This is a genomic window from Pseudomonas sp. FeS53a, from assembly GCF_000931385.1.
GTDB classification, from domain to species: domain Bacteria; phylum Pseudomonadota; class Gammaproteobacteria; order Pseudomonadales; family Pseudomonadaceae; genus Metapseudomonas; species Metapseudomonas otitidis.
Genome location: NZ_JYFT01000050.1, coordinates 67,014 through 82,537 on the forward strand (window position 1 = coordinate 67,014; position 15,524 = coordinate 82,537).

Annotated in this window: 16 protein-coding genes; 10 read left to right on the forward strand and 6 right to left on the reverse strand. The window is 68.5% G+C overall.

Going from position 1 to position 15,524, the window contains the following annotated elements:
* Positions 1-62 precede the first annotated feature (62 nt).
* On the forward strand, positions 63-767 hold the full coding sequence (locus tag SZ55_RS14670; RefSeq protein ID WP_044407338.1) for a YebC/PmpR family DNA-binding transcriptional regulator: 705 nt from the start codon (positions 63-65) through the stop codon (positions 765-767).
* The gene (locus SZ55_RS14675) at positions 767-991 is read left to right on the forward strand and encodes a hypothetical protein (RefSeq protein ID WP_044407341.1); all 225 of its coding nucleotides are present in this window, start codon (positions 767-769) and stop codon (positions 989-991) included. The genes SZ55_RS14670 and SZ55_RS14675 overlap by 1 nt, the downstream gene beginning before the upstream one ends.
* 33 nt (positions 992-1,024) lie before the next feature.
* Here SZ55_RS14675 and SZ55_RS14680 read toward each other — a convergent pair whose 3' ends face one another.
* The gene (locus tag SZ55_RS14680) at positions 1,025-1,639 is read right to left on the reverse strand and encodes a TetR/AcrR family transcriptional regulator (RefSeq protein ID WP_044407344.1); all 615 of its coding nucleotides are present in this window, start codon (positions 1,637-1,639) and stop codon (positions 1,025-1,027) included.
* Between the two features lie 112 nt (positions 1,640-1,751).
* On the opposite strand from SZ55_RS14680, the gene SZ55_RS14685 reads away from it, so the two are divergent.
* A complete protein-coding gene (locus SZ55_RS14685; RefSeq protein ID WP_044407347.1) occupies positions 1,752-2,672 on the forward strand; it encodes an ABC transporter six-transmembrane domain-containing protein in 921 nt (306 codons plus the stop codon).
* On the opposite strand, the gene SZ55_RS14690 is transcribed toward SZ55_RS14685, so the two are convergent.
* Entirely contained in the window at positions 2,673-3,272 is a 600-nt protein-coding gene (locus SZ55_RS14690) for an eCIS core domain-containing protein (protein WP_044407349.1), read from the reverse strand.
* A gap of 125 nt (positions 3,273-3,397) precedes the next feature.
* On the opposite strand from SZ55_RS14690, the gene SZ55_RS14695 reads away from it, so the two are divergent.
* The 4 genes from SZ55_RS14695 (at position 3,398) to SZ55_RS14710 (ending at position 7,331) form a co-directional block, all read left to right on the forward strand.
* On the forward strand, positions 3,398-3,679 hold the full coding sequence (locus SZ55_RS14695; protein WP_044407352.1) for a peptidylprolyl isomerase: 282 nt from the start codon (positions 3,398-3,400) through the stop codon (positions 3,677-3,679).
* A gap of 140 nt (positions 3,680-3,819) precedes the next feature.
* Positions 3,820-4,947, forward strand: coding sequence for a PilT/PilU family type 4a pilus ATPase (locus SZ55_RS14700; protein ID WP_044407355.1), 1,128 nt, complete (start codon positions 3,820-3,822; stop codon positions 4,945-4,947).
* A 103-nt stretch (positions 4,948-5,050) separates the two neighbouring features.
* On the forward strand, positions 5,051-6,901 hold the full coding sequence (locus SZ55_RS14705; RefSeq protein WP_044407358.1) for an ABCB family ABC transporter ATP-binding protein/permease: 1,851 nt from the start codon (positions 5,051-5,053) through the stop codon (positions 6,899-6,901).
* Between the two features lie 88 nt (positions 6,902-6,989).
* Complete coding sequence (locus tag SZ55_RS14710) at positions 6,990-7,331, forward strand: FKBP-type peptidyl-prolyl cis-trans isomerase (RefSeq protein WP_044407361.1); 342 nt, start codon at positions 6,990-6,992, stop codon at positions 7,329-7,331.
* 425 nt (positions 7,332-7,756) lie between these two features.
* Here SZ55_RS14710 and SZ55_RS14715 read toward each other — a convergent pair whose 3' ends face one another.
* Complete coding sequence (locus SZ55_RS14715; protein ID WP_044407364.1) at positions 7,757-9,130, reverse strand: CSLREA domain-containing protein; 1,374 nt, start codon at positions 9,128-9,130, stop codon at positions 7,757-7,759.
* A gap of 333 nt (positions 9,131-9,463) precedes the next feature.
* Here SZ55_RS14715 and SZ55_RS14720 point away from each other — a divergent pair, with 333 nt between their 5' ends.
* The 3 genes from SZ55_RS14720 to SZ55_RS14730 all read left to right on the forward strand — a co-directional run bounded on the left by SZ55_RS14720 (position 9,464) and on the right by SZ55_RS14730 (position 12,226).
* Positions 9,464-10,729: an OprD family porin gene (locus tag SZ55_RS14720; protein WP_044407367.1), complete on the forward strand. Its 1,266-nt coding sequence runs from the start codon at positions 9,464-9,466 to the stop codon at positions 10,727-10,729.
* A 614-nt stretch (positions 10,730-11,343) separates the two neighbouring features.
* On the forward strand, positions 11,344-11,742 hold the full coding sequence (locus SZ55_RS14725; protein WP_044407370.1) for a hypothetical protein: 399 nt from the start codon (positions 11,344-11,346) through the stop codon (positions 11,740-11,742).
* A 55-nt stretch (positions 11,743-11,797) separates the two neighbouring features.
* On the forward strand, positions 11,798-12,226 hold the full coding sequence (locus SZ55_RS14730; RefSeq protein WP_044407373.1) for a DUF4019 domain-containing protein: 429 nt from the start codon (positions 11,798-11,800) through the stop codon (positions 12,224-12,226).
* 33 nt (positions 12,227-12,259) lie between these two features.
* Here SZ55_RS14730 and SZ55_RS14735 read toward each other — a convergent pair whose 3' ends face one another.
* The 3 genes from SZ55_RS14735 to SZ55_RS14745 form a co-directional block, all read right to left on the reverse strand.
* Positions 12,260-13,120 (reverse strand): FHA domain-containing protein, encoded by an 861-nt coding sequence (locus SZ55_RS14735; RefSeq protein ID WP_044407376.1) that lies wholly within the window; start codon positions 13,118-13,120, stop codon positions 12,260-12,262.
* A gap of 61 nt (positions 13,121-13,181) precedes the next feature.
* Positions 13,182-14,723: a serine/threonine-protein kinase gene (locus SZ55_RS28815; RefSeq protein WP_044407379.1), complete on the reverse strand. Its 1,542-nt coding sequence runs from the start codon at positions 14,721-14,723 to the stop codon at positions 13,182-13,184.
* A gap of 17 nt (positions 14,724-14,740) precedes the next feature.
* Positions 14,741-15,499: a PP2C family protein-serine/threonine phosphatase gene (locus tag SZ55_RS14745; protein WP_082078239.1), complete on the reverse strand. Its 759-nt coding sequence runs from the start codon at positions 15,497-15,499 to the stop codon at positions 14,741-14,743.
* Positions 15,500-15,524 lie beyond the last annotated feature (25 nt).

Here is a 15,524-nt window from a genome sequence, read left to right on the forward strand (position 1 = left end):
CGGTAGAATCGCCGCCCTGCCGGACGGTCACGTCCGCCCCATCAACCTGCGGGAGATACGCCATGGGCGCCCAGTGGAAAGCCAAACCCAAAGAAGCCGCCGCCAACGCCCGAGGGAAGATCTTCGGCAAGCTGGTGAAGGAAATCATGATCGCCGCGCGCAACGGCGCCGACCCGGACATGAACCCCAAGCTGCGCCTGGCCGTTCACCAGGCCAAGAAGGCCTCCATGCCCAAGGACACCCTGGAGCGCGCCATCAAGAAAGGCGCCGGGCTGTCCGGTGAGGTGGTCAACTACGAGCGCACCCTGTACGAAGGCTTCGCCCCGCATCGCGTGCCGGTGATCGTCGAGTGCCTGACCGACAACCTGAACCGCACCGTGGCAGAAATCCGCGTGCTGTTCCGCAAGGGCCAACTGGGCACCTCCGGCTCCGTGTCCTGGGACTTCGACCACCTGGGCATCATCGAGGCCGAGCCGGCCAGCGCCGATGCCGACGTGGAACTGGCCGCCATCGAAGCCGGCGCCCAGGATTTCGAGCCCGGTGACGACAACACCAGCGTGTTCTACACCGAGCCCACCGACCTGGACGCCGTGTGCAAGGCCCTGCCGGACTTCGGCTTCACCGTGCATTCGGCCAACCTCGGCTACAAGGCCAAGAACCCGGTCACCCTCTCCGGCGCCGAGCTGGAGGAAGTGGAGGCCTTCCTCGAAGCCCTCGACGGCCACGATGACGTGCAGAACGTCTACGTGGGCCTCTCCGTGGCCTGATGAGCCGCCGGGACTTCCACGAGGAACACGCCGAGCGCGCCCGCGCCGACGCGTTGCGCCTGCTGGCCCAGCGCGTCGCCCTCGGCCCGCGCTGGCTGGCCTGGGTGGCCACCGAGCTCTACCAGTTCAAGCCGCCGGAGTACGCCAACATGGTGCGCCGCGAACTGGAGCGGCTGACCTCGGCCCAGCGCCTGCTGGACGCGCCGGGGACCACGGTCCACTGACCCGCGCCCCGCGCGCCACTGCGCGGGCACTCCTCACGCAGGCTTCAGCCGTGCGCCCAGCCTGGGCGCCCCCAGCAGCAAGCTCACCACTTCGATGATTTCCTCCAGCGCCGCCTCCAGGGTGATGGGCGAGGGCTCCAGCAGCAGGTCCGCCGCGTAGCTGTTGGCCAGGGCGGTGATCTGCCGGGTGGCCCGTGGCAGGTCATCGCAGCTGAACACCCCACTGGCGCACCCCTCGGCGATCAGCCCCTGCAACAGCCCTTGCCATTGGCCGAGCGCCAGCCGGTAGGCCTCGGCCAGTTCCGGGTCGTGCAGGGATTCATCCCAGGCATCCAGCCAGAGCGTCCAGGCCGCGTCGTCCTTGCGCGCCGGCAGGCAATCGCGCATCAGCGCGATGAGCGCAGGCTCGGGGTCGAGCCCCTGGAGCAACGCCTGGGTGCCGGCCAGCTGCTCTTCGGAGAAGCGCTCGAACGCCGCCCGGCGCAGGGTCTTCCAGTCACTGAAGTAGTGGTACAGGTGGCTGCGGGACAACCCCGTGTGCTCCGCCAGATCACGGGTGGAGACGCTGGCCAGGCCGTTGCGCAGGAACAGCTCCAGGGCGGCGGTGATGATCTGATCCTTGCGTTCGGCAGCGGGGGGACGGGCCATGGGGTCTCCGGGGAATGAGTGGCTCTTGAATTTTGAGCGACTGCTCAAGGAAAATTGAGCGGCCGCTCAAATCATAGCGCGACCCTTCTTCACTCACTACGGTCTACCGACGATGCACCCCCTCGATACCGAGCAACTGGCCTCCACCGGCGCCCGCCTCGGCCAGCAATCCGCCGCCACCACCCTCAAGGCCATCGCCTGCGCCTACCCCGGCAAGCTGCTGGGCACCTTCTCCCTGGTCGCCCTGGAGAACCTGCTGATGCTGGCCTACCCGCTGTTCGCCGGGTTCGCCATCGACGCCATCGTGCGCGGCGAAGCGCGCCTGGCGGTGCTCTATGCGCTGGTGGTGCTGGGTTTCTGGGTGGTGGGCGCGGCGCGCCGTGCGGTGGACACCCGCACCTTCACCCGCATCTATGCCGAACTGGCGGTGCCGGTGGTGCTTTACCAGCGCCGGCAGCAGCATGGCACCTCGAAGGTGGCGGCACGGGTGGTGCTGGCACGGGAGTTCGTCGACTTCTTCGAGAAGCAGATCCCGATCATCGCCACCGCCCTGGTCTCCATCGTCGGCGCCGCGGCGATGCTGCTGGCCATCGAGCCCTGGGTGGGCGCGGCCTGCCTGCTGGCCCTCTCGCTGTGCCTGGCCTGCCTGCCGCGCTTCGCCACCCGCAACCAGGCCCTGCACGAGCGCCTGAACGACCGCCTGGAGCAGGAGGTGGCGTTGGTGGGTCGGGTCGGCCGGGGCAGCCTGCTGCGCCACTACCGGCACCTGTCGAGCCTGCGGGTGCGGCTCTCCGACCGCGAGGCGGTGGCCTACCTGCTGCTGGGGGTGATGGCTGCGCTGCTGTTCGTGGTCGCCATCACCTGCCTGGCCTCTGCCGAGCAGGTCAAGGCCGGGCACATCTACGCGGTGATGACCTACCTGTGGACCTTCGTCGGCAGCCTGGACGAAGCGCCCTCGGTGGTGGACCAGCTGGCCCGCCTGCGGGACATCGGCAAGCGCGTCGACATCGGCCGGGACGACACCCCGGCCTGATCAGTGGGCCGGGCGCTGGACCTGCTGCCGCAGCTCGCGGGCCACGTCGAACTGCTGGCGGTAGGCCGGCGACTCCACCGCGTCGTAATCGCGGGTGTAGCGCCGGGCGAATTCCAGGCTGCCCCACTGGCGGTACTGCTGGACGTGGAACAGCTCGTGGGCCCAGAGCGCGGCGTCCTGGGCCAGGGCCTCGTTGCGGAAGACGATCACGTCCACCAGCGTCACCGCCTTGATGTCGGGGTTCTGCAACATGGTGCGGGCGGCGGCCATGTCGTCGGCATCGCCCACCCGGTAGCGCACGTTGTCGAGCACATCGGTGGGGTAGTACGGCAGCAGCATCTGGCGGATCGCCGGCGGGATCGGCGCGGTGCCCTGGCTCAGCGCCGAGGCGCGGGAGCGCAGGATCCAGCCCTCCAGGGAGGTGGCCGCCACCTCGCCGACCCGCTGCTGGGCCGGGCCGATCACCCCGTCCGGGTCGGGCACGCAGATGCAGCCCCCCAGGCAGACCTGCGTCTGCCCCGCCGGGCAGGACGCGGCAAAGGCGGGCGAGGCGGACAACAACAGCAACCCGAGGCAGCGGGCGGACAGGGCAAGGCGCATGGACGACTCCGGGACGAAACGCGCGGCGATACTTGGGCAGCCGCGCGCCGTTGTCCAGCCCCCACGGGCGTTTGACTGGCCGGCGCATTACGGTAGGCTCTGCGCTTTTCCAGAGGAGTCCTCCCATGCCCCGCGCAACCGCCCGCCACATCCTGGTTTCCAGCGAAGCCAAGTGCAACGAACTGAAAGCCGCCATCGAAGGCGGTGCCGACTTCGCCCAGGTCGCCAAGGACAACTCCACCTGCCCCTCCAGCCGTGACGGCGGCAACCTCGGTTCCTTCGGCCCCGGCCAGATGGTCCGCGAGTTCGACACCGTGGTCTTCAGCGCGCCGGTCGGCGTGGTCCAGGGCCCGGTGAAGACCCAGTTCGGCTACCACCTGGTGGAAGTCACCAGCCGCCAGGACTGATCCGCCCCGAGGCCCGGCAGCGCCGGGCCTTTCCACGTTCCCCTCTCCCCTCCCCCTCTTCCCCCTGCGACGCCGTGCCGGATGGCACGCCCCGCGCCGCCGCTGCTAGGCTTGCCCGATCCACCCAGCAAGGAGGCGGGATGAGCGACTCCCTCGACACGGTCCCCGGCGTATTCACCTACCTGGACCTGCTGCACCAGCACCAGGGCTCCGACATGTTCTTCAGCGTCGGCTCGCCGCCCCACATCAAGATCGAAGGCCACGCCCGGCCCGTGGGCGAACGCGCCCTGCAGCCCGGCGAAGTGCGCCAGCTCGCCTACCAGCTGATGTCCCCCGCCCAGGTCACCGAGTTCGAGCGCGAATGGGAGATGAACCTGGCCGTCAGCCTGCCCGGCAGCGGCCGCTTCCGCGCCAACATGTACCTGCAGCGGGGCGAGGTCTCGATGGTGGTGCGCCTGATCAAGACCAGCATCCCCAGCCTGGAGAGCCTCGGCCTGCCACCGGTGCTGGAGAAGCTGGCCCTGCAGGACCGCGGCCTGATCCTGGTGGTGGGCGCCGCCGGCTCCGGCAAGTCCACCACCCTGGCGGCCATGCTCGACCACCGCAACGCACAGCGCAGCGGCCACATCATCTGCATCGAAGACCCCATCGAGTTCCTCCACCCGCACCGTCGCTCCATCGTCGACCAGCGCGAGGTGGGCCTGGACACCCACAGCTTCTCCGCCGCACTGCGCAACGTCCTGCGCGAGGCGCCGGACGTGATCATGCTCGGCGAGGTGCGCGACGCCGACACCATGCAGCACGCCCTGCACTACGCCGAGACCGGCCACCTGTGCGTGGCCACGCTGCACGGCACCAGCGCCCGCCATGCCATCGAGCGCGTCACCCGCTTCTTCCCCGACGAGGCGCGCAAGCAGGTGCTCGCCGACCTCTCGCAGAACCTCCTGGCCATGGTCGGCCAGCGCCTGGTGCCAGGCATCGACCACAAGCGCGTGGCCGCTGTAGAGCTGATGCTGGGCACGCCCCATGTGCGTGACCTGGTGCTGCGCGACGAGCTGCACGAGCTCAAGGACGCCATCGAGAACGCTCTGGAGGCCGGCATGTGCAGCTTCGACCAGAGCCTGTTCCGCCTGGTCGAGGCCAACCGCGTCAGCCTGGCCGATGCGCTGCGCTTCGCCGACTCGCGCACCGACCTGGCGCTGAAGGTGAAGCTGGAGCACGGCTTCGACGGCCAGGACGCAGAGCGCAAGGTGCTGCGCGACGCCTGACCGCCCACCAGCGGTCGATGACCACCATCGACCGACACGATTCGCACCCGCGCCGGCGCTGGAGTAAGGTCGCCCCTTCTCGACGACACAAGGCAGGTGGGCGATGGCAGCCCAGAACGAACAGACCCAGACCCCGCCGGCGGACGCCGGCAGCACCCATGACGGCGCCACCCCGGTGGCGCGCCAGGCAAACGCCCGTGGCGATGCCGCGGTGATCGCCACCCTCCTCCCCTATCTACGCCCCTACACCGGGCGCATCGCCGTGGCCCTGGGGCTGATCCTCGCGGCCAAGCTGGTCAACCTCTACGTGCCCATGGCGCTCAAGCAGATCGTCGACCAGCTCAACGTCGCCCCCAGCCTGGTGGTGCTGCCGGCCGGCCTGCTGCTGGCCTACGGTGCCGCACGCATCGGCGTGACCCTGTTCACCGAGCTGCGCCAGGTGGTGTTCGCCCGGGTCATGGCGCGGGCCTCACGGCAGATCACCCTGCAGGTGTTCCAGCACCTGCACGGCCTCAGCCTCAAGTTCCACCTGGGCCGGCGCACCGGCGGCGTGGCGCGGGACGTGGAGCGCGGTGGCAGCGCCATCTCCGACCTGCTGGACTGGACCCTCTACACCATCGTCCCGACCCTGGTGGAGATCGTCATGGTCACCGCCGTGCTGGTCGGGGCCTATGACTGGGGCTTCGCCCTCATCACCCTCGCCACCCTGGTGGCCTACGGCCTGTGGACGGTGGCGGTGACCGAGTGGCGCACCGCCTACTACCGCGCCTCGGTGGAGGCGGACACCCGCGCCAACGAGCGTGCAGTGGACTCACTGCTCAACTACGAGACGGTGAAGTACTTCAACAACGAAGCCCACGAAGCGGCGCGCTACGACGAGAACCTGCGCCACCTGGAGAACGCCAAGGTCAAGGCGACCAAGTCCCTGGCGCTGCTCAACCTGGGCCAGACCGCCATCGTCGCCCTGGGCGTGACCGCGATGATGTGGCGCGCCGCCGCCGGCGTGGTGGCCGGCGAACTGACCATCGGCGACCTGGTGCTGGTGAACACCTACCTGCTGCAGCTCTCCGCGCCGCTGTTCCTGCTCGGCATGATGTACCGCGAGGTGAAGCAGTCGCTGACCAACATGGAGCGGCTGTTCGGCCTGCTGGACGAGCGCCAGGACGTGCGCGACGCCGAGGGCGCCGTACCGCTGCAGGCCACCCGGCCCCGGGTGCGCTTCGAGAACGTGCACTTCGGCTACGACCCGCGCCGGGAGATCCTCCACGGCGTGGACTTCGAGATCCCGCCCGGCGGCACGGTGGCCGTGGTGGGGCACTCCGGCTCGGGCAAGTCCACCCTCGCCCGCCTGCTCTACCGCTTCTACGACATCGACAGCGGCCACATCCGCATCGACGGCCACGACCTGCGGGAGCTGACCCAGTCGTCCCTGCGCGGGGCCATCGCCATCGTTCCCCAGGACACGGTGCTGTTCAACGACAGCATCTACTACAACATCCGCTACGGCCGCCCCGACGCCACCCGCGAAGAGGTGGAGGCCGCCGCCCGCGCCGCCCACATCCACGACTTCATCCAGCGCCTGCCCGACGGCTACGAAACCCCGGTGGGCGAGCGCGGCCTGAAGCTCTCTGGCGGCGAGAAGCAGCGCGTCGCCATCGCCCGGGCCTTGCTGAAGAACCCGGCGATCCTGATCTTCGACGAGGCCACCTCGGCGCTGGACTCCAAGTCCGAGAAGGCCATCCAGACCGCCCTCGACCGCATCCAGGAAGGCCGCACCACCCTGGTCATCGCCCACCGCCTGTCGACGGTGATGGACGCCGACCAGATCCTGGTGCTCGACGCCGGCCGGGTGATCGAAAAGGGCACCCACCGCGAACTGCTGGAGGCCGGCGGTACCTACGCGCAGATGTGGACCCTGCAGCAGCAGGAGCCGGACGAGCCCGCCGAAGCCTGAGCCGAGGGCCGGTCGCCCCACGACCGGCCCCTTGCCAAGCGCCGCGCTTCCTGCGAAAACGCGCGCCTTCCCCACCGGAGCGACTCCCATGAGCGATGAACTGAAGATCGAAGACCTGCTCGAAGGCGACGGCAAGGCCGTGGTCAAGGGCGCGCTGATCACCACCCAGTACAACGGCTGGCTGGAGGACGGCACCCTGTTCGACTCCTCCTACCAGAAAGGCCGCCCCTTCCAGTGCGTGATCGGGACCGGCCGAGTGATCAAGGGCTGGGACCAGGGTCTGATGGGCATGAAGGTCGGCGGCAAGCGCAAGCTCCACGTCCCCGCCCACCTGGCCTACGGCGACCGCCAGGTCGGCGCCCACATCACCCCCGGCTCCAACCTCGTGTTCGAGATCGAACTGCTGGAAGTGCTGACCCGGGACGACTGAACCGGGAGCCTCTGCCCTTTGCAACGACATGTATGAAGCGCACGCTGACCCCACCGTCTGGCTGAAAAGGTCAGGCAGGGAAACTGCCCCTTCAGGAGGCCGAGCGCAGTCGTTGCGCAGGGGGACGAGCGGCATGAATGCCGCGAGAAGCGCGTCAGGCCATGGATGGCCCATCGCGCTGCCCCCCGGAGCAACGACGGAGCGAGGGAAGTCCCGCGAAGCGGGACCCGGATGGTGGGGCGAGCCCTTTTGGCCCCTTTTGGGTGGTTCGGCACCCCGACGACTGCCAAAAGGGGCTCGCCCGGCAAGGCGAAACAGAAGACATCCGCGGAACTCGGTAATCAACTTCGTCCTCTAGCAGCTGCCTCCTCACCCCAAAAGCACCGGGTCCCTCGCAGGCCCCGGCCCCCTTTCTCTACACCCGCTCAAGGCTTCGCCACCCACGGCTTCGGCCGCTCATAGGCCCCCAGGTCACAGCGCGCCACACCATCACCATCCCCGTCACGCGGCCGCTTGGAACCGCGCTGGTCACGGGCGGTGCAGGTGCCGATGCCGGCGTCCACCGCCGGGCTGCGCGGGCGCAGGGCGTGGGTCTGGGTGCGGCCGTTGTTGTCCGCCAGCGGGTAGAGGACCTTGGTCATCACATCGGCCTGCTCCACGTAGAGCTCGCCCGTGCAGTTGCCAGGCCCCGTGCCGAGCAGCAGGCCGATGGCCTTGTACTGCGCCTGGGCGCCCCGGTTGTCGCAGTTCATCGGGGTCGACAGGTCCTCGTCGAGGTTGCCGGCGATGATGCTGTTGCGCAGGGTCACCTTGCCGAGGTTGATCAACCCGTAGCCACCGCTGTTGTTGGCGATGGTCACGTTCACCAGCAGCGCTTCGGGCGGCGTGCCGCCCACCTGGTACTGGCCGTTGTTGAAGGTCGCCTGGCCGTAGTAGGGCTGGCGGTTGCCGCTGAGGGTGGCATTGGCCAGGGTTAGCACGCCGTCGTTGCCGATGGCCGAGCCGAAGCTGGCTTCGTTGCCAGTGAAGGTGGTGCGCGCCACGTCGGCGCGGCCCTTGTTGTAGAGCCCGCCGCCGAAGCCGGCATCATCGTCGTCGCTGGCGCGGTTGCCGAGCAGGGTGCTGTCGCGCAGCAACAGGTCGCCGTCGTTGTACAGACCGCCGCCGAGGCCGTAGTGCCCTTCGCCGGCCCCCGCCCAGTTGTTGGCGAACAACGAGCGGTGCACCTCCAGCCGTCCGTGGTTGGCCACGCCGCCGCCGTTGCCGGGCTGGAAGGCCGCCGTGGAGCGGTTGCCGCTCACCTCCACCTGGCGCAGCACCACTTCGCCGTGGTTCTCCAGGGCGCCGCCGTAGGTGGAGCTGTGGCCACCGGTGAGGCGCAGGCGCTCCAGCACCACGCGGGCCCCGGCGAACACTTCGATCAGCCGGTCGTTGGCCTCGGGGCTGCCACTGATGATGGTGCGGCTGGGGCCCTGGCCGACGATGGTGAGGGAATCGCGGATGTCGAGGTCGCCATTGAGGTTGTCGTCCTCGTCCAGCACGTCGCCCTCCTCGTCGCGCCCGGCGGGCAGGCTGAGGCGGTAGGTTTCAGCCTGGAGGATGATGCGGTCCGGCCCCGGCAGCGCATTGGCGGCGGAGACCGCATCGCGCAGGGAGCAGTGGGCATCGCAGACCCCGTCGTAGCGGTCGTCGGTCTGGTTGACGATGAAGTCGGCAGCACCGGCCGGCAGGCCGAGGAAGGCAAGGGACAGTGCGGCGCAAGGGGCGCCGAGGCGAGAGGGGATACGTGGCATGTGCATGACCCGTCCTGAGTGTCGTGGACAGGGCGCGGCCGCCGTTCGAGGTGAGCGTCCAGGCCCTGCCGGTTCCAATGGGTGCGGATACGACCGGGCCTCCGCACGTGCCGCCCGAATGCGGCAGGGTGATCGACCGGCAGAGCGCGTCTAGGGTTCAACGAACCGGACGGAAGGTCATCCGCAGCCTGGACACCCCGTCGCAGAGCGGTCGGCTCCGGCAGGCAGCACGGGCAGTCGCCCACGCTGCCAGGGGCAAAACGCGACCTTAGGCGGGTTGAACCCCTTGGACGACTTGGTCAGAATCGCCGCCTTTCGAAAAACCGAGCCGCACCGAACATGAAGAACACGCTCAGCCTGATCGCCCTCTGCATCGCCGCCTCCACCTCTGCCCTGGCCGACGACCAGTCCACTGCCAAGGGCTTCGTGGAAGACAGCCACCTCGACGTGCTGCTGCGCAACGCGTACATGAACCGCGACTACAAGCACCACAACAAGGACAGGATGGAGTGGGGCCAGGGCGTCATCGGCACCTTCACCTCCGGCTTCACCCAGGGCACCGTGGGCGTGGGCGTCGACGCCTTCGGCCTCTACGGCCTGCGCCTGGACGGCGGCAAGGGCCGTGTCGGCGCGGCCGGCATCGACTTCTTCAAGCCCGGCGACAGCGGCCACGCCCAGGACGACATCGCCCGTGGCGGTGCGGCGATCAAGGCGCGCTTCTCCAACACCGTGGTGAAGTTCGGCGACCAGATGCCCGCCCTGCCGGTGCTGAGCTACGACGATTCGCGCCTGCTGCCGGAGAGCTACACCGGCACCCTGATCACCTCCAAGGAGATCGAGGGCCTGGAGCTGAACGCCGGCCACTTCACCGCCGAGGCCCGCAAGAGCGCCGAAGGCCGTGACAGCGGCGGTCTCAAGCGCATCGACGTGCTGGGCGGCAGCTACCGCTTCAACGACCAGTTCAGTGCCTCGCTGTACGGCTCCGACGTGGAAGACGTGCTGAAGAAGCAGTACGTGAACCTGAACTACGTCTACCCGATCGCCAAGGACCGTTCCCTGACCCTGGACTTCAACGGCTACCGCACCCGCCTGGACAAGGATTTCGCCAAGGACGACAACCGCACCAACCGCATCTGGAGCCTGGCGGCCACCTACGCCATGGGCGCGCACTCCTTCACCCTCGCCCACCAGCGCAGCAGCGGTGACATCGGCTACCTCTACGGCGGCTACCAGAGTGCCGACTACATCGGCGACGGCGGCACCACCATCTGGCTGGCCAACTCCTACTGGTCGGACTTCAACGGCAAGGATGAGAACTCCTGGCAGGTGGCCTACGGCCTGGACTTCGCCGAGTACGGCATCCCCGGCCTGAGCTACCGCGTGGCCTACGTGCGCGGCGACAACATCGACGCCGGCCAGGCCGGCCGTGGCCAGGAGCGCGAGATCTTCAACCAGCTGCAGTACCTGGTGCAGGAAGGCCCGGCCAAGGACCTCAAGCTGAAGCTGCGCGGTTCGATGCTGCGGGCGTCCAACAACGTCAACAGCTATGTGGACGATGGCAACGAGGTGCGGGTGTTCGTGGAGTACCCGATCCGGGTGTTCTGATTCCCGTCCCGTTCCGAAAGGCCCCGTCGTGAAAGCGCCGGGGCTTTTGTTTGTCTCCACCTCAGCTCAGGTCGCGGCTGAGCAAGCTCGCGGTCAAGCCGGTAATCGAGCTTCGCGGATATTTTTTGTTTCGCCCCCTCGGGCGAATCCCTTTTCCAGTCGCTGGATCGCCAGCCCGGTGAAAAGGAATCAAAAAACTTGCCCCTGCATCTCGCGACATCCATGTCGCTCAAGCCCTTGACTCGCTTCGCTCGCCCTTCGGGCCAGCCTTCGGCTGTTACTTCGCTTCGCTGCGTTTCACGACGACTCCACTCGGCCTCCAGAAGGAGCAGTGTCCCTGCCCCACCTTTTTGGCCTAAAACGAGTCCAGCGTGCGCTCACGCCTTGCTCACCTTTCCGTTCAAGAGGAACCACTCGGGTGACAAAGCAGCTCCTGGGGCTCGATAACCAGCCGAGCTACAAATCCCCCCGCTGACACACCGTCGAACGGTTCACATAAACACCCAGTGCTGCCCATCCACTGACTAATGGCCTGGCGCCATCAAGCCGATCCGGGCACCATGCGCACCCGGCGGCGATACCGCCCTGGACAGTCGTACCGAAAAGGATTGGAAGTGAAGAAGTACACGCGCACGGCCGCCCTTCTGGCGGTGGCCCTAGTGGCGGGGGGTTGCTCCACCCGCACCTATTTCAAGCTCCCGGAAAACACCCGGGTTTCCGTCTACGAACGCGCCGAGCAGTACCCGCAAGGCATGGTCACCACCCGGCCGTTCTTCTGGAGCGCCAGCGGTGGCATCCCCTACAAGCTCACCCGTATCGACGGGGCGCCGGTGCAACAGGGCAAGCTGCGGGCGCGCTTCCGGGTGGCGTCGATCTTCTGGCCGCCGTTCGCGATCATCTACTGGCCCATGGGCTTCGGCCAGCGCTGCTACGACCTGACTTCCACCGAGCCGCAGCAGTGCACGCGGGGCGACATGGTTCAGCTGAAACGTGACGAGCGCCTGAAGGACTAAGGTAGAAACCCACACCCGTCGCCTGTGCGGCGGGTGCCTCAAGGAGGATTTCGTGATGAACCGACGCGGCATCCTGCCGCTGCTGGTGGGCCTGCTGTTCTGCGTCCTGCCCCCGGCCCAGGCCGCTGGGGAGGCCCAGGCCATCGAGCAGGCCAAGGCCGCCGCCCGCGCCTGGCTGGCGGTGGCCGACCGTGAAGACTACATCCGCACCTGGCAGCAGGCGGCCAGTGTGCTGCGCCGCAGCACCAGCCAGTACGACTGGGTGACCCTGGCGGTGGACCTGCGCTCGCCCCTGGGGGCACTCAAGCAACGTGAACTGCAGGGCGCCAGCTACGCCACGCAGTTGCCGGGGCTGCCGGATGGGGAATACGTGATCCTGCAGTACCGCAGCAACTTCGAGCACCGGGACGGTGCGACCGAGACGGTGACGCCGATGCGCGACAGCGACGGCCGGTGGCGGGTGGTGAGCTACTTCGTGGATTGACCCCGCGCCCCACGGGCGCGAGGTCCTGGCGGGTCAGAGCACGAACTTGGCGACGGCGGCGCCGATGCCCAGCACGGCGATGACGATGCCGCCGATCAGCACCAGACGCCCCTTGGCGTCTTCATTGGTGGCCACCGAGGCTGCCGCTTCGGCGGGGGCCGGTGCCACGGCGCGCAGCGGGTTGGCCGCTGCCGGCTGGCTCGCCTCACGAGCGGCCGCCGGGGCCGGTTTGGGCAGGTCGACCACGCGCACGAACTGGGTGGCGTCCTCGTCGGCCGCCTGGCGCACTTCCACCTTGGGCCCGATCACCAGCAGCGTCACCGAGGCCATGCGCACCTGGTCGCCCGGGGCGAGCACGGCGGTGCCGACCTTCTGCTGGTTGACGTAGACGCCATTGGCGGAGGCCAGGTCCTTGATCTCCAGCACGTCGTCCTTGAGGAAGAACTCGGCGTGCCGGCGGGACAGTTCCAGGTCGCTGAAGCACAGTTCGCACTTCACCGACCGGCCGAAGGTCATGGAGCCGGTGACGTGGTACTTGCGCCCTTCGTTCTCGCCCTTGATCACCTGCAGGAACCAGCGCGCGGTGGGGGCAGCCTTGGGCTTGACCTTGGCCGGATCGACCAGCACCAGTTCCACGGAGCCGACCTTCACACGGTCCTCGGAACGCAGCTGGTAGCGGGCGCCGATGCGCTCGCCGTTGACCAGGGTGCCGTTGCGGGTGCCGCAGTCGGAGAGGTAGTAGTGGCCGTGGTCCTGGCGGATCTCGGCGTGGAAGGGGCTGACGTCCGCTTCGTTCAGTACCAGGTGGTTGCGTTCGTCCTGGCCGATGGTGAAGCGCTCGTCCGCCAGCCAGATGGGTTCCTGGCGGTTGTCCGCGAAGTGAATCCTGAGCATGTACGAAGTCCTTGATTTCCGTTGCGCCAAGCCGATTGCCCAGCTGACCTGTTACCGCGCATCAATCGAAGATGCGATTCCACAAACGCTTGACCGGGTTGCTGCTCTGCTGCTGCCGTGCCGCCTGGCTGCCGGAGGCACGGGCCTGGGCCCGGCGCACGCGCTGGGCATGGCCGGCCTGCAGGGCCAGCAGGGGTTCGTCCAGCGGGCGGACCTTGAGCCCGGCCTCGATGAACTGCTGGGCCAGGGCGAACTCGCGGTGACCGTAGGCCTCGTCGGCGAGCTGGGCGAAGCGCGCGGCGACGCGGTCGAGCCCCTGCTCGGCGCGGGCCTCGTCCGGCTTCAGGGCCAGGGCCTGGCGGTAGTGGTAGACCGCGCTGTCATCCTCGGGTTGCACCAGGCGGTCCCCGGCCAGGCGCGCATCACCCTGGGCCAGGGCGGCCTCGATGCGGGCCTGGAGGACGCGGGCAAGGCCATCGCGGGCCTGGGCGTTGTCGGGTTCGCGGGCGAGCACGCGGTTGAAGAAGTCTTCGGCGCTGTCACCGGCCGGGCTGGCCAGTTGGCCGGCGGCCAGGCGCTGTTCGCCCTGGGCCAGGAGGTCGCGGATTTCCTTCTGCTTGACCAGGTGCAGGCCGACGGCGGAGCCGATCCCCAGCAGCAGCACGCCAAGCAGCGCCCAGCCCCAGACGGGCAGGCGACGGGCCGGGGCAGCGGCCGGCACGGGCGAACGCGGGGAGGTGCGTGCGGAGCCGGCTCCCTTGGCGAGGTCGGGGGTGCGGGTGACGCGGGTGTGGTCCTGCTCGTTCTCGTTCAGCTCGGCGAGGCTGGCCAGCAGCACGCGGCAGTCGGCGAAGCGCTCTTCCGGGTCCTTGGCGAGCATGCGGTCCACCAGGAACTGGTAGGGCTCCAGGGCGCCGGCCAGGCGCGGTGGTTCCATCTGCACGTGGTTGAGCACGGTCTGGGTGTAGCTGGTGCCACGGAACGGGTTGGTGCCGATGAGCAGCTCAAGGAAGATCACGCCCAGGCTGTAGATGTCGCTGCGCGGGTCCAGGGGCAGGCACTGGGCCTGCTCCGGGCTGCTGTAGGCGGGGCTGCCGACGGCGACGTCATGCTGGGTGAGGTCGCTGTCCAGAGCCAGTTCCTTGGCGATGCCGAAGTCGCTGAGCACGGCGGTGCCGTCCTCTCGGAAGAGGATGTTGGCCGGCTTGATGTCGCGGTGGATCATGCCCTTGTCGTGCACCACCACCAGGGCGCTGGCGATCTGCCGGATGAGGGTCAGCGCCCGCTGGGGCTCGAAGCGCTCGCCACGGTGCTGCGCCAGGTCGCCACCGGCAACGAACTCCATGGCGATGTAGGGGCGGCCATCGGCGAGCCGGCCGATGTCGTGGATGGTGATGATCGCGGGGTGGTGCAGCGAGGCCACCAGGTGCGCTTCCTTGATGAAGCGCTTGGCGAAGGCTTCATCATCCAGGCGTTGCAGGACCTTGATCGCCACCTGGCGGTGCAGGGATTCCTGGGTGGCGAGGTAAACCTCGGCCATGCCGCCACGGCCCAGCCGGCCTTGCACGCTGTAGCCGGGTATCTCCAACAAGCTGTCGTTCATAGGGAAGGAAGGTGCGCTTATCGCTGTTTTCGGGAGCCGAACCATCGGCTGAGGAAGCTGCGTGGCGGGGCCTCCGGTGGAACAGGCTCCGGCGCCGACAGGCCCAGCACGATGCAGGAGATATTGTCCCTGCCGCCATGGCAATTGGCTAGCTCGACCAGCGTGCCAACCATCGCTTCGAGGGTGCTCGAGCGGCTGCAGACCTGGTGCAGGGTGGCGTCGTCCAGTTCGTTGCTGAGGCCATCGCTGCACAGCAGCAGCAGCTCGCCCGGGGCGAGGCGACCGACCAGGCTGCCGACTTCCAGGGCCTGGTCGTCCCGGCCGAGGCACTGGGTGACGACGTTGCGACGCGGGTCCTGGCGGGCCTGCTCGGGGGTGAGCTGGCCGAGGTCCACCAGCATCTGCACCCAGCTGTGGTCGTGGCTGATCTGGCGGATGCCGCTGGCGTCGATGAGGTAGCAGCGGCTGTCACCGGCCCAGGCCAGCTGGTAGGCATCGCCCTGAAGGTGCAGGGCGACCAGGGTGGTGCCCATGCCGCGGCGCTCCTCGCCCCCTTCGGCTGCCACCGCGAGCACGGCTTCATTGGCGCCGTGTACGGCCGTGGGCAGGTCGGCGCCGGCCTGGATGTGCTGCTCCAGCGCGGCCAGGGCGGTGGCGCTGGCCACTTCGCCGCACTGGTGCCCGCCCATGCCATCGGCCACGGCCCAGAGGCCCAGGGTGCTGCTGCACAGCAGGGCGTCTTCGTTGTGTTCACGCACGCGGCCGGCCACGGACAGGGCGGCGTAGGCGGGAGCGGAGGGG